The following is a 12,692-nucleotide window of genomic DNA, read 5'->3' on the forward strand; positions in this document are numbered from 1 at the left end:
TTTCCGGCCCTCCTCGATAGATAACGAAGCACTACCAAGGTACAGCCCGACTATGGTCAGCATGCCCCACGCCCAAACCCGAAAAAACTACCTGACCAAAACCACAAAAAACAATTGAACCAAAACATGCAGTTCCCCTTGCGGGACATGCTCTGGACGATGCCGGCGCCTCCGAGACCGCCGATCCATCCAGCCTGTTGGTACTGCCAGCCCATATCCGAATGCAGGATCGGGCTCGCCCCCTCGGGCATCTTGGCTATGAGCTGGGAGAGGATGTCGAGCTGCTGGGCCATGTTCGGGCTCGTCGAGACCGACCACGCCGCTATCTCCTTGCTGCCGAAGTCGTAGACGGGCGCGAAGTACGCCTTGCCCCACGGCTGCCTGAACTCGGTGACGTCGGTTCCCATCTTCTGCCAGGGGCCATTGGCCTCGAAGTCGCGCCCGATGACGTTCTTAAAGGTCTTGCCGACCACTCCCCTGTAGGAGTTGTAGCGGTGGTAGTCGGTCTCGCGGCGGATTCCGCAGCGGATACCCATCTCCCGCATCATCTTGCGCACGGTCTTGTCGGCGATCCGCACGCCCAGCTCGGCGCGCAGGCACATGGCTATCTGCCGGTGGCCGCAGCCGTTGGGGACGCGGGAGAATATCTCGCCCGCGGCGGCCCACAGCTCGGGCCTGGTGGGCGCCTTCGGGTGGGAGATCGCGTAGTAGTAGCTCGATCTGGCTATCCTGGCGCATTTGAGCAGGTCGGACAGCGGATATAGCCCTGAGAGCGCAGCTACAGCGGCGGCCTTATCCCGGTTCGGGACTCCCGCGCCGCTCTCAGGGCTGCCAATTTTTTTAGGTAGGCGTTCTCGGCCTCGAGCCTGCGGACCTTTTCCTCGAGCTTCTGCTCGCGCGTCAGCGGCGCCCTCGGCCGGCTCACGGACCCTTTGGGCCTGCCCTTCGGCTTGGGCCGCAGCGCCTCATCGCCGCCGTCGCGGTAGAGCCTGCACCACTTCTCGAGCGGCGATGAGGAGGCTATGCCGAACCTGGCCATGGCATCGGCCTTGGTGGCCCCCTCGTCGACGACGGCCTTGGCGGCGGCGCACTTCTGTTCCCAAGTGTACTTCTCGGGTTTCGATCCCATGGACAGCAACCCCTCCAACCCTACGGCGAGAAACGTTCTGCGCCATTTTCTCACAGTGCTCCTGGGGATGGAGAGGGCGGTTGCGGTGGCTCTGGTTCCGTACCCGAGCCCGAACAGCTCGGCAGCCCTTTTCCTGGTGAGCTCGTCGTACCTCGACCTCAGATCGTCCGGCATAAAGAAGACCTCCCATTTCTCGTTGTCCAAGAAACGGGAGGCAGTTCATTATAAGTCGGTCCCCTTTCTCGAACAAAGACTAAAAGGAATGAAAGAAGCCGCGAGGAACACGTCGGATCAGCATTTTGCAAGCATTACAAAACAGCTGAGTTTGCAGCAGGAACTTGTTATTGACTTTGTCGAGAAGTACGAAGGATGCCTAAAACGCCCAGACGCACTTCAAGATGAAAGACCAAACGGGATATCGATTAAAAGGCGCCCATCGACGGTCTCTGATGCGGAGAGCATAAGAGCGTTCGGCGAAAAGTTGAACGACCTTATTGAAAACCTGAGACCACTTGACCGGTCAGTCTTAAGCATTAAGATCGATGCTAGTTTCCCGGAAATGAACGACCTTTCGGCGGCGCTGAGCAAACGAATGACGGCTGCGGCTGACCATCTTCATGCGACTTTGACAGACTTGAGCGGCATTGCCGAAGCGGTTAGTATGCTTCATTCAGAGCCATTTGAAACTCGCGATAAGCTCTTATCAGTTTTTTCAGAAGAGGTAAGTAACATCAATAAAGAAAAGGCTGTAGGCGCGCACAATTACGAGCGGAACGTCAAAGAAGCTACCGAGTTTATCGAGGACCTGCTTGATTTGCGAATGGACCTTCTGAGCGCCGATCAGGAGATTGAGCGGTCAGTGGAGTCTATGCTTCGCCCCATCTCCGCTAATACATATCAAGCGGATGAGGACGAGGTTACTATTGGGCTCACAATATCCGAGGTGTGTTCGTATGAGAATTCGCTGAGTTCTCAACTGAAATCAAGTGTCGACAACACAACTGCAGTTGCTAGATTTGTCCTGAGTTGTTCTGACATCGATAAGACAAAACAGGATTTATTGAATGGGAACAAATTCCGAAGCGCTACCGATGCAGCGGATATTGTCGAGAGACTTTATTCAAACGTTGAAAACGACCTGTCGAAGAATAGAGAATTTGAAATAGACGTTTCTTTTAACGGCGTGTCGATGAGGGAAATGTCCCCGGGAATGCAAGCTCAAGCCCTACTTAAGCTTTTGCTCAATGATAAGCTGTCCTCCAATGGCTACGATTATGTGGTTTTCGACCAACCAGAGGACAATCTTGATACGCCAACCATTAGCGACGTACTCGTGAATCGAATCAAAAAGCTGAAAAAGGAAGTTCAAGTTTTCGTTGTCAGCCATTCCGCTCCGGTGATTATTAACGGTGATGCCAGGAATGTTGTGATGGCAAGATCAGATGAATTTTCGATATCTTATTCTTCAGACGTGATAAACGGGCGGCCAGCAAAAGAGTTCATCTCGGAAGTTCTCGATGGCGGTGAACGCTTTTTGAAGATGAGACTATACAAATACGATTTTCAAGTTGGTGATTATGATGATCAGTGTGAGTAGCGACGATGCTGTCGAGATCAAGATTGGCGATACCGTTTATTTGATTGATGACGAAGATTCATACAGGAATCTTTTGATAGTGATAACTGACCCTAATCCTGACATCCAATTTCCAGATGAACTGTTTAACGTCGACCCCGAGATTCAAAGCCAAAACCAAATAGAAATAGCAACTCGCTACTCTGAGTTTTTCAAGGCTTTCGTGAAGAAGAGAGAGCAGAGAATTGAAGAGCGAAAAGAGCCGATTAGGGATGGTATTCTTGCGTGCGGTGAGTCAACCGAAGCTTTACTGTCCGACCAAGAAGAGCCTATGGAGTAAAAGCAGTTTCCTCCCGTCAGCCAAGCATTCACAGATAAATGGCTAAACGCCGCACTTGCGTTTGCTATGCATATAACCGCATAAACCCAAACGCAGAAATTGCCATCGAATAGAACCGGACAAGTCCTTGCCGATTGCCCTGCCCCATTTTCTGCACTAACCTCAATGCTAGTTTCTAAGCTGCAACGACGGAAACGACATGCAAGAAAATACTTACACACTACCGATGAAAGGGTAGTGTTTTATTACCCTTAATGCTATGATTCGTAAGTATGAAGTTCAGTGAGTACATATCAACGCATCATGTGTTCCTGACAGGGAGCCTTCTCAAGAGCGCTGATTCCGAGATGGCGGCGAAGCAGCAGCTCAAACTGGCGCTTGCGTCGAATACGGTCGAGAGGGTTCGCAGAGGGATGTACGCCTCGAATGCTGGAAGGTTCGAGGGTGCCGGCGTTGACCCTTATGAGGTCGTGATCGCTCTCGATGCAGATGCCGTGCTCTCGTACCATTCCGCTCTGGAGGCGCACGGCGTAGCCCATAACATCGGATTCGAGTGCCGTTTCAGGACGGATGCCGTAAAGACCCCGTTCACCTTCCGTGATGTCAGATATGTTCCCCACGCAACGAAAAGCGGATTGGCGACCCAGAGGATCAGAGGGAAGGCGTTCGGGAGCGTGCTCGCCACGAGCCGCGAGCAGACCTTCGTCGATTGCTTGAAGCATCCGGAGTGGTCGGGTGGCATCGAGGAGGTCGTTCGCTCACTTTCAGCGATGCCCTACCTTGACACCGTGCGCGTCGCGGAACTGGCCATGGCGGAAAGCGCCTCGATGGCTGCCCGTGTCGGCTGGCTACTTGAGGAGAGGGCCAAGCAGTGGAAGGTGCAGGATGACACGCTCGAACTGCTGCATACCGCATGCGAGGGGGTCGTATCGAAGCTCGACAAGAGTTCCGATACCGTCAGAGGATGGTCAAAGGGATGGAACATGAGATTGCCCGAGGAGAGTGAGGAGGTCCAGTCGTGGCTCTTGTAGACGTAGACGGGTTCCAGCCCAGGACCGTGGACAAGGTTGAGAGGTTACTCGACCTGCTCGAGGAGATGGACCGCCACCCCGACCTGCACAGCAAACTCGCCATGCACGGGGGCACCGCCATCAACCTGTTCATGCTCAACATGCCAAGGCTTTCAGTCGACATAGACATATCCTATATCGGATCGCCTGACCGCGAGCACATGCTTGCGGAAAGACCCGTCATCGAGGACGGGATAGAGGAAGTGGGACGCGCTCTCGGCTACGATGTATCGCCTGCCGAAAGCGGGCATGCCGGCAGAACCTTCATGCTGCGTTATCGTGGGGACTGGGGTACTGATCATGTAAAGATCGACTGCATCTACATGAACCGCTCGCCACTCATTGCTCCGACCTTACGCTCATGCGCGATGAGACCTGATGCAGAGGTCTTGATGTTTGATGACATCGAGCTTGCCGGAGGCAAGGTCAAGGCGTTCTTCGATCGCGTGAAAGTCCGCGACCTCTATGACATATCCAACCTCGGTAAGCACTTCAACGATGCCGATGATGCTGAGCTTGCACATCAATCGATGCTCTTCTATGCATCGCTTTCAGCCAGGTTCCCGCTGCCGTTCGAGGGAAGGTCCGAGAGATTTGCGGATAGGCAACGAGAGCTCGACGATCAACTCCTCCCCATGCTCAGAAATGCGGACGAGCATCCGACCCTGCAGGGTCTCATGTCGGATGCGGAGGAATTCATCGCGCACTACGTTCTCCCTCGTACGGACGCCGAAGCCGAGTACCTGCATCTCTTCGCGGCTGGCGATTTTCGTCCCAGCCTTATCTTCTCCGACGAGACCATTGCAGAAGCTGCATCGAAAAGCCCCGAAGCGCTATGGAAACTGCAGAACCTGAGGAAGATGCAGGCATGAGTCTTGATTCGCAGAAGATGCCTACCTCCAAGCCACCTGCGATTATTCCCACGTGGAAAACGAGGAATAATCAAGTCTGTGAAGCACATTTCCCAGTAAAGGTGCAATTATTCTTTTCCGTCCGAATCAATGACTGATTCGGGAATGATTCGTATCAATTGGCACGAGACGGACGAGGTAATATGAGATGAAATCACGTCGAACCAGCTGGATAAGAACAACACTTGAGTGGGAGTGAACGCCTAACCTCAGCCGGGCGTGATTTCATCGCATCGCTATGCAGCGAGCCGGGCATGGCCCCCAGCTTGGCTCAGCTTCGAACGAGTCTGCGGATGCCGCTGCGCTGGATACCGCTAGTCAGCAAGTCGTCAGCGACGTTGCGCGTCGATCCACGCCACGGCCAGCTGGGTGCGGTTGGCCATGCCAAGCTTGTCGAGAATGCCGCTGATGCGGTTGCGCACCGTGCCTTCACTGAGGAACAGCTGATGCGCGATATCGCGGTTGTCCAAACCCTGCGAAACCAGTTCGGCGATGTCTCGTTCCCGCTCGCTGAGCGCAACAGAAAGCTGCTGTCGGCCGGATTGTGCCTCGTTGCCGGGGAGCTGCAGCGTATCCAGCACTCGCGAGCCCAACACGACTTGACCGGCCATGACGGCCAGCATCGCCGGAGCCACCGATTTCACGTCCTGCTTGATGAGATAGCCTTTCGCGCCCAAGGAAAGCGCCTGCGCGATGTAGCTTTTGTCGGCAAAGGTCGTGAGAAACAGAATGCGAGCCGCCTTGTCCCGCTGCAGAATGCGCCGGGCCGCCTCCAAGCCGTCGGTGCCGGGCATCTGGATGTCGAGCAGCAGCACATCGGGGCGGTTCGCCGGATCCTGTTCGTAAAGGCGCACGGCGTCGTCGCCGTTGTCGGCGGTCCAAAGCACTTCAGCGGTGCCGCTCGCCGTTACGATGGTGGACAGCGATGAGCACACGATGGGATCGTCGTCGACGATGGCCGTTTTCATGATGATGCATCCTTTGGCGTGGTTAGCGTGCTGTGATTATCGTATTGCGCTCGATGCGCTGTAACTGCTGTGAAGACCGCTGCTGTGGAGATCGCCGCGCTTGCGCGATTCGCAGCGCCGTGTCTTCTATCGTCAGCAGCTCTTGCATGGCCGCTACTGTCTGCATCGCCCATGCTTGCGGTTGAGCCGCTGCGCTCGCGCTTGGCCCACGGTGTCTTGGGAATCGAGACGAAAACCCTCCAGCCGGTGCTGTAAGGGCCGCACAACGAGGTACCGCCAAGCGTGCGCACCCGCGCCTCGATGTCGGCCAGCCCCATGCCGCGCGCATTGCCGGAGACACTGCCGCCGCCCGGCTGCGGTCTGGAATGGTTACCGGCGCTGCTGATGCTGCTGGCACGACTGATGCCAGCGGAGGATGCAGCCGAAGCGCCTGCGCCGCGTCCGGCCTCGCCCGGGTCGAATATCACCAGCTGCCATAGCGCCGGGTAATCCCGCAGCGTCACCGTGGCGGTGCGGGACGCGCTGTGCCGCACCACATTGGTCAGGGCCTCGCGAATCACGCTGGTCAGGCAGCGGGCCACCGGCGCGGGAACCTGTGCGATGCCGTTGTCCACGGCAACAGCGAAGCCGGGGGAGACTTCGTCGAAGGAGCTAATGGTCTCGTCGAGTTGCCTGCCGAAATCGGTTCCGTGGTCATCGAGGTCGTGGACGGATTTGCGAATCATCGTCATCGCTTCGTCAAGTGTCGTGCGAATTGCGGCAAGATGCTGCGCAGACTCGGCATCGCCCCGGGCTTCGGCCACGACTGTGGATGCCTGGGCCTGCATGATGCCACGCGTGAGCAGATGACCGACATTGTCATGGATTTCGCGGGCTATGCGCGTGCGTTCGTCCAAGGTGGCGGCACGCACCGATCGGCCGCGTTCCTGCTCGTTGTCGGCCATGGTCGTGCGCCAGTGACGCCGCATGGCGCGGAATCGGTCCTTTTCATCCCGGACTACAGATTCCATCATGGCGTTGCGCATCCCCAGCGCACCTGCTGCGAAGCCTAGAATCGCCAGGGCGATCATGCTGACAGCATGCAGCCGATCCATGTCGGAAACGAACAGCAGCGAGCGGGCCAGAGGCACAGTCCATAGCCAGCGCTGGGCGTTGCGCAGCCGCGTGAACAGAAGCGTGCGAGCCACGGACATGGAGGACGGGCTAGGCGAACGCGCCGCATCGTAGGCGATGATGGGGATGAATGCGGCGAAATGCGGGATGACGATCGCCAGCACTGAGAAAATCGCAGCTGGCAGCCCTGAGCGCGACGGGCGCACCAGCAGCAGCCACTGCGCCAATGCGGAGCAGGAAATCGCGAGCAGAGCGCCGGCGAGTCGAGAGACGGGAATGTCATCGGTAACCGGCAGAAATGCGGCGAGCAGACACACCACCGCAAGCGCTGCCTTGCAGGCAATCTCATGCGTCTTGTGTCCGCTTTCCACACTCTGAGCGTAGCAGCTTAAGCGTCGCAGCGGAAAGGAGATGCAATCGGCTAAGTTACACGAAAGTCACGCAAAAAGCCATGAAGAAAGCCATGGAAAACCATGGCAATGAGCTCATGACGACAGTCGTGACAAATGTCATCGTCATGGGACGGTTTCGTGACGACACTCATCATGCCCGGCCGCGTGCCGTAGGGGAATATGGAGTCATCAGGCACATAACATCGGGAAAGGAACGTCATGGGCAACACTGTGGACCTCATGGACGGCACTGCCGCCGAGCTAGCCTCGTCGGCGGTGCTTGTGAACGGGCTGGTCAAGCGCTATGGCGATATGGTCGCGCTGGATTACCTTGATCTTGACGTGCACGAGGGCGAGATTTTCGGCCTGCTCGGGCCGAATGGGTCAGGCAAATCCACCGCGATCAACTGCATTCTGGCGCTGCTCACCTACGATGCGGGGTCGGTGCGTGTGCTCGGGGATGCGATGATGCCGACCTCGTACGCGCTCAAGCGTCGCATCGGCGTCGTGCCGCAGAATGTGGCGGTGTTCAACGAACTGAGCGTCGAACAGAACATCGACTACTTTTGCTCGCTGTACGTCAAGGAGAAGCCTCGCCGCAAAGTGTTCGTCGAAGAGGCGCTGGACTTCGTGGGACTGCGAGAATTCCGCCGATTCCGCCCGGGCAAGCTCTCCGGAGGACTGCTGCGGCGGCTGAACATCGCCTGCGGCATCGCGCACCAGCCCGATCTGATCATCTTCGACGAGCCGACCGTCGCCGTCGATCCGCAGAGCCGCAACGCGATTCTCGAGGGCATCCAGCGGCTTAACGCCGCTGGCACCACGGTGATCTACACCAGCCACTATATGGAGGAGATCGAGCAGATATGCGACCGCATCCTCATCATGGACCACGGCAGGCAGATTGCGCTGGGAACCGCGCAGGAGCTCAAAGACATGATTTCGATCGGCGAACAGATCAGCGTGGGAACCCTCGATCTTGACGAGCGGGCGCTGGGCGATGTGCGCCAGCTGGCTGCCGTCATTGATGCGCATTACGACGGCAAGGAGCTCGTGGTCCGCTGCGGCAGAGGCGAGCACAATCTCATCGACGTGCTGGGACTGCTCGAGCGCGAACATGCCACCATCGGCCATATCGCCTCACGGGCTCCGACGCTCAACGACGTCTTTCTCGAAATAACCGGCAAAGGTCTGAGGGATTAGGAGGAGCCATGTGGACGACATTCCTGGTGCAGATCAGAACGTTGGCGCGGCAGCGCGGCACCATCTTCTGGGTGATGGTCTTCCCGATACTGCTGGCCACGCTCTTCTACGGCATGTTCAGCTCGCTGGACAAGGCCTACGTCACCGAGACCCAGTCAGTCGCCGTGGTGCAGGACTCGGCATGGAAAGCGAACGAGCAGGCGGATGCGCTCGTCGACGCTCTGGCCCGCGGCGGGAAGAACACCGCGCTTATCGCCAGACACGATGTGGAGAGCGCCGCGCAGGCGATCGATTTGGTGAACTCCGGCAAGGCCATCGGCTATCTGCGCATCGACGGCGCAGGCGAGTTCTCGCTGGCGATTTCGGATAATGCGGCCAGCACGAGCGATTACGCCCGCGAACTAACCATCAGCGTGCTGAACAACGCGATAGCACGCGCCAACGAGTCGCGCTCGCTGCACTCCTCGATTGGCGAAAGCCGTCCACAGGCCTTCGCCGACCCCAAAGTCATCGCCAGCATCGCGTCGAACGACGCATTCACGCGCGAGACAACGCTGACCCACACCAAGCCGGACCCTGCGGCGCGCTACTACTACGCCCTGCTGGGCATGGCATGCCTCATGTCGATGTCGCTCGCCATCACATCCATCGCGAGCTCCCAAGCCAATCTTTCGCCGCTTGGAGCCCGCCGGGCGCTCGCCCCGCTGCCCAAGCACGGACTCGTGCTCTCAGCATTCCTCGCAGCATGGCTTATGGCGTTCGCATGCATGTCGATCGCCTTCTTCGTCATCAGAGTCCCGTTCGGCGTGCGCGTGGGAGGGCGCGAAGCTGCGGCATTCGCAGGCCTTGCCGTCGCCACCTTCATGTCGTCGGCGCTTGGCTCCGTGTTCGGCGCCATCCCGCGCATACCATTAGGGCAGAAGCTGAGTATCTGCAGCGCTTTCAGCTGCATAGCCGCCCTGTTCGCCGGACTGTACGGGGAGCCGGCCATGAAGCTGGGCGACTTCGTGCAGCGCGAGGCACCCGTGCTTTCCGACCTCAATCCGGCGAGGCAAGTCTCCCTGCTGTTCTACGACATCCTGTACTACGACAGCTACGCGCCCTTCCTGCGTACGGTGGGCATGCTTGCCGCCATGGGGCTGTTCTTCCTCGCCATCGCCATCATCCTGCTCAGGAGGCAACGCTATGAGTACCTTTAATACCGCAATGCGCATCGTCTGGCGGCACAAGTCCTATCTGCTCATCTATTTGGTGGGGTTGAGCGTCATGATGGTCGCGATGCTGCTCGGAACTGTCGGCGGCGGTGCCAGAACCGCTGACGGGACGCCCGCATACACGCCGCGCCGCGCGCAGGTCGCGGTGGTGGATCGTGACGGCAACCGGGGAGGAGTGGCACAAGGGCTGCGTGAATATCTGTCCGCCAGCGCCGATCTCATCGATGTCGACGATACGACGCAAAGCCTGCAGGATGCGGTGACGACCAATCGCGTGGACTATGTGCTCATCATCCCGAATGGGTACGTGCGCAATTTCGCGGACAAGGCCGCGCAGGGCGAGGCTATTGAACCGCTTGACACCGTGACGAGCTACACCTCGGCCGTGGGAGCAATGGCCAATATGCGGGTGCAGGGCTTCTTCGCCTCCTTGCGCACGGCATACCTCGCGCAGTTTGCCGGCGCAAATGGCGTTGTTGCCGGTGATATTGCCACAGCCAGTGCGCCGGCTGCCGCAGCTGACATGGCGAAAGCCGTCGCGCAGGTCGTACGCACTGCCAAAGGGCCGCAGGCACGCACGCAGGTGAAGGTGGTGCAAGCCGAAGGCGAGGCTTCGCGCTATGCCAAGCGGGTATACGCCTCCGGGTTGAAATTCGGGGGATACCCGATTGTGGCCTCCATGATTATGGTGATCTCGCTGGTGGTTGGCATATTCGGGCTTCCCGAGACACGCCGACGGGCGAGCGCCTCACCGCTGAAGCCCTTGGAAAGCAGCGTGTCGCTGCTTTCCGCCTGCGCTGTCGTCGGAATCGGGACCGCGCTGTACTATCTGGCGCTGTGTTTGGGGCCGGTTGGCTATCTTGGCGGCGACCTTGCCGCGATTGGTGCCGGTCCTGTGCTCATGGGCGCGGGAACGATGCTGGCCTATATCGTCGTTGCCATTTCGATCGGCTTCGTGCTCGGGCAGTTCGGCGTTTCCGAGGGGTCGGCGAACGGCTTCGCGAATATAGTCGGCTTGATCATCGTCTTCACCTCGGGTATCTGGTTCGATCCCTCGATGATGCCTGCCACCCTGATTGCCGTAGGCAAGATGCTGCCCGGCTGGTGGTATGCCGATGCCATCGACCGGGCTCTGGGCACCGGAGCCTACCTGGGCGAGGCTGCGAATGTTGCGGGCTGGGCATCATCGACCGCGCTGATGCTGCTCTTCGCCTTCGCGCTGCTGTGCATAGGTCTGGCCGTCGGCGCGGTACGCCGCAGAAGACCGGGCGCGACGGCTGCCGGCGTCACCGTGCTCTCCACTGTCGTGTGATGAGTGTTGTCGTGCGTGACAGAGGAAGAGCACTGCTTGTAGCGTTTGTTGCCACGCGACGGGATTGCTGTCACAATGCCGCTGCGGAAGTCCAAAAGCTTTAGCTCCGAACGAGTCTGCGGATGCCGTTGAGCGGAATGCTGATCCAGCTGGGCCGGAACTTCGCTTCGTACTGCAGCTCGTACAGGGCCTTCTCCAATTCGTAAGCGGTGATCATGCGGGCGTCCGCCGCGGATATGGGTCTGTGGCTGCGGTATCCTGCCAGGAACGCGGTTCTTGCCGCGTTCAGCCAATCGGCGTCGAAAGCGCCGGACGATTCGGCGGCGTAGTCGAAGGAACGCAGCATGCCTGCGATGTCGCGGGCGGGGGAGTCGGGCTTGCTGCGCTCGGCAATGGGCCGCAGCGGCTCGCCCTCGAAGTCTACGACATTCCAAACCCCGTTGGAGCCCAACAGCAGTTGGCCCAGATGCAGGTCGCCATGGACTCGAATGGCTTTCGCGGGCGAGCCATCACTGGCATCGTCGCCTGCAGCGCCGTCCGCATCGGTCAGTGTGCGAATCGTCGATTCGATAGCCGAAACATCCTGTGCGGACAGCGTCCCGTCGATTTCGGCTGCGGCTGACAAGGACCGAGCCAAGCGCTGCTTCAGAGTCTCGTTCGATGGGCCTTCGCCGCTGCCGAATGCCTCTTCAAGCCGGTTGTGCATGTGCGCAATCAACGCGCCGATCTGCGTCGAAACAGGAGCCGGATCATCGCCGCGCTGTGCCATGGACTGCAGAGTAGCGAAACCGTCCTGCGCGTCGCTCACGGCATCAGCGACGACAATGGCGCATGCCGAGCCGCCGAGCGCATCATGTTCGAGATAGCTGTAGGCGTTCAGGCGCGGGATGCCTTCCCAGTCGCCAAGAGCCGACGGCAGCTGTACCTCGGGATGCTCTCCGCAATGCAGCACGCGGAACACTTTGGCGATCAGCGGCTGGTCATCGCCAAGCAGCAATACCGAGGTGTTGGATTGCTCGACGCCCATCGCCCTGATCAGGCTTGCGGCGCGGTCCAGCCGTTCTCGCGCCTGCTGGTCGGTTTCGCCGCGAGCGGGAATAAGCGTGGCGGACTTCGCCCATGCGCGCCAGAACTCCGGTTCGGCGGTGCCGTCGAAGAGCGCAAGGCCGTCGACAGTGCCTATTGCTTGGCTGCCATCCTGACTGCTATGGTGCACGGTGCCATGTGCTTCGCGATCTTGCGCCCTGATCAGCAACGGAACCTGCACGATGAGTTTAGATTCGCTGATCTTCAGCAGAGCTATAGTGACACGAGAGCCTGCTGAATCATCGAGCAGCACCTCGCCAATGACTTTAGCGGGCTGTTTGGGGTCGACGGGCCACCAGCGCTTGCTCTGCGCCCACGGGAGCATCGCCGCAGACCAATCTTCAATGTTCACAAGAGCCTTCTTTTTTGTTGCGCTTC

The 12,692-nt window shown here is 58.7% G+C and carries 12 protein-coding genes; 7 read left to right on the forward strand and 5 right to left on the reverse strand.

Features of this window, described 5'->3' with window-relative positions:
* Positions 1 to 56: 56 nt before the first annotated feature.
* The gene (locus tag LKK40_RS02615; RefSeq protein ID WP_304309494.1) at positions 57 to 836 is read right to left on the reverse strand and encodes an IS3 family transposase; all 780 of its coding nucleotides are present in this window, start codon (positions 834 to 836) and stop codon (positions 57 to 59) included.
* On the reverse strand, positions 779 to 1,333 hold the full coding sequence (locus LKK40_RS02620) for a helix-turn-helix domain-containing protein (RefSeq protein ID WP_304308972.1): 555 nt from the start codon (positions 1,331 to 1,333) through the stop codon (positions 779 to 781). The genes LKK40_RS02615 and LKK40_RS02620 overlap by 58 nt, the downstream gene beginning before the upstream one ends.
* A 58-nt stretch (positions 1,334 to 1,391) precedes the next feature.
* Here LKK40_RS02620 and LKK40_RS02625 point away from each other — a divergent pair, with 58 nt between their 5' ends.
* From LKK40_RS02625 to LKK40_RS02640, 4 genes are all read left to right on the forward strand, one after another.
* A complete protein-coding gene (locus tag LKK40_RS02625; protein WP_304308973.1) occupies positions 1,392 to 2,726 on the forward strand; it encodes an AAA family ATPase in 1,335 nt (444 codons plus the stop codon).
* Positions 2,719 to 3,045, forward strand: a complete 327-nt coding sequence (locus tag LKK40_RS02630; protein ID WP_304308975.1) for a hypothetical protein — start codon at positions 2,719 to 2,721, stop codon at positions 3,043 to 3,045. The genes LKK40_RS02625 and LKK40_RS02630 overlap by 8 nt, the downstream gene beginning before the upstream one ends.
* Before the next feature lie 272 nt (positions 3,046 to 3,317).
* A complete protein-coding gene (locus tag LKK40_RS02635) occupies positions 3,318 to 4,076 on the forward strand; it encodes a type IV toxin-antitoxin system AbiEi family antitoxin domain-containing protein (protein ID WP_304308977.1) in 759 nt (252 codons plus the stop codon).
* Complete coding sequence (locus tag LKK40_RS02640; protein ID WP_304308979.1) at positions 4,064 to 4,987, forward strand: nucleotidyl transferase AbiEii/AbiGii toxin family protein; 924 nt, start codon at positions 4,064 to 4,066, stop codon at positions 4,985 to 4,987. Before LKK40_RS02635 ends, LKK40_RS02640 begins: the two co-directional genes overlap by 13 nt.
* Positions 4,988 to 5,355: 368 nt before the next feature.
* Here LKK40_RS02640 and LKK40_RS02645 read toward each other — a convergent pair whose 3' ends face one another.
* Positions 5,356 to 5,994, reverse strand: coding sequence for a response regulator transcription factor (locus tag LKK40_RS02645; RefSeq protein WP_304308980.1), 639 nt, complete (start codon positions 5,992 to 5,994; stop codon positions 5,356 to 5,358).
* Positions 5,991 to 7,478, reverse strand: coding sequence for a sensor histidine kinase (locus tag LKK40_RS02650; protein WP_304308982.1), 1,488 nt, complete (start codon positions 7,476 to 7,478; stop codon positions 5,991 to 5,993). The genes LKK40_RS02645 and LKK40_RS02650 overlap by 4 nt, the downstream gene beginning before the upstream one ends.
* Before the next feature lie 240 nt (positions 7,479 to 7,718).
* On the opposite strand from LKK40_RS02650, the gene LKK40_RS02655 reads away from it, so the two are divergent.
* Genes LKK40_RS02655 through LKK40_RS02665 form a run of 3 tightly spaced genes read left to right on the forward strand, consistent with a single transcriptional unit; the run spans position 7,719 to position 11,228 of the window.
* Positions 7,719 to 8,702, forward strand: a complete 984-nt coding sequence (locus tag LKK40_RS02655) for an ABC transporter ATP-binding protein (protein WP_304308984.1) — start codon at positions 7,719 to 7,721, stop codon at positions 8,700 to 8,702.
* Positions 8,703 to 8,710: 8 nt separating this feature from the next.
* Positions 8,711 to 9,901: an ABC transporter permease gene (locus LKK40_RS02660; protein ID WP_304308985.1), complete on the forward strand. Its 1,191-nt coding sequence runs from the start codon at positions 8,711 to 8,713 to the stop codon at positions 9,899 to 9,901.
* Positions 9,888 to 11,228: an ABC transporter permease gene (locus LKK40_RS02665; protein WP_304308988.1), complete on the forward strand. Its 1,341-nt coding sequence runs from the start codon at positions 9,888 to 9,890 to the stop codon at positions 11,226 to 11,228. The genes LKK40_RS02660 and LKK40_RS02665 overlap by 14 nt, the downstream gene beginning before the upstream one ends.
* Positions 11,229 to 11,328: 100 nt before the next feature.
* Here the strand turns inward: LKK40_RS02665 and LKK40_RS02670 are convergent, their stop codons facing one another.
* Positions 11,329 to 12,666, reverse strand: coding sequence for a hypothetical protein (locus LKK40_RS02670; RefSeq protein WP_304308990.1), 1,338 nt, complete (start codon positions 12,664 to 12,666; stop codon positions 11,329 to 11,331).
* Between the last annotated feature and the right edge of the window lie 26 nt (positions 12,667 to 12,692).

The organism is Bifidobacterium tibiigranuli, from assembly GCF_022655035.1.
GTDB lineage: Bacteria > Actinomycetota > Actinomycetes > Actinomycetales > Bifidobacteriaceae > Bifidobacterium > Bifidobacterium tibiigranuli_A.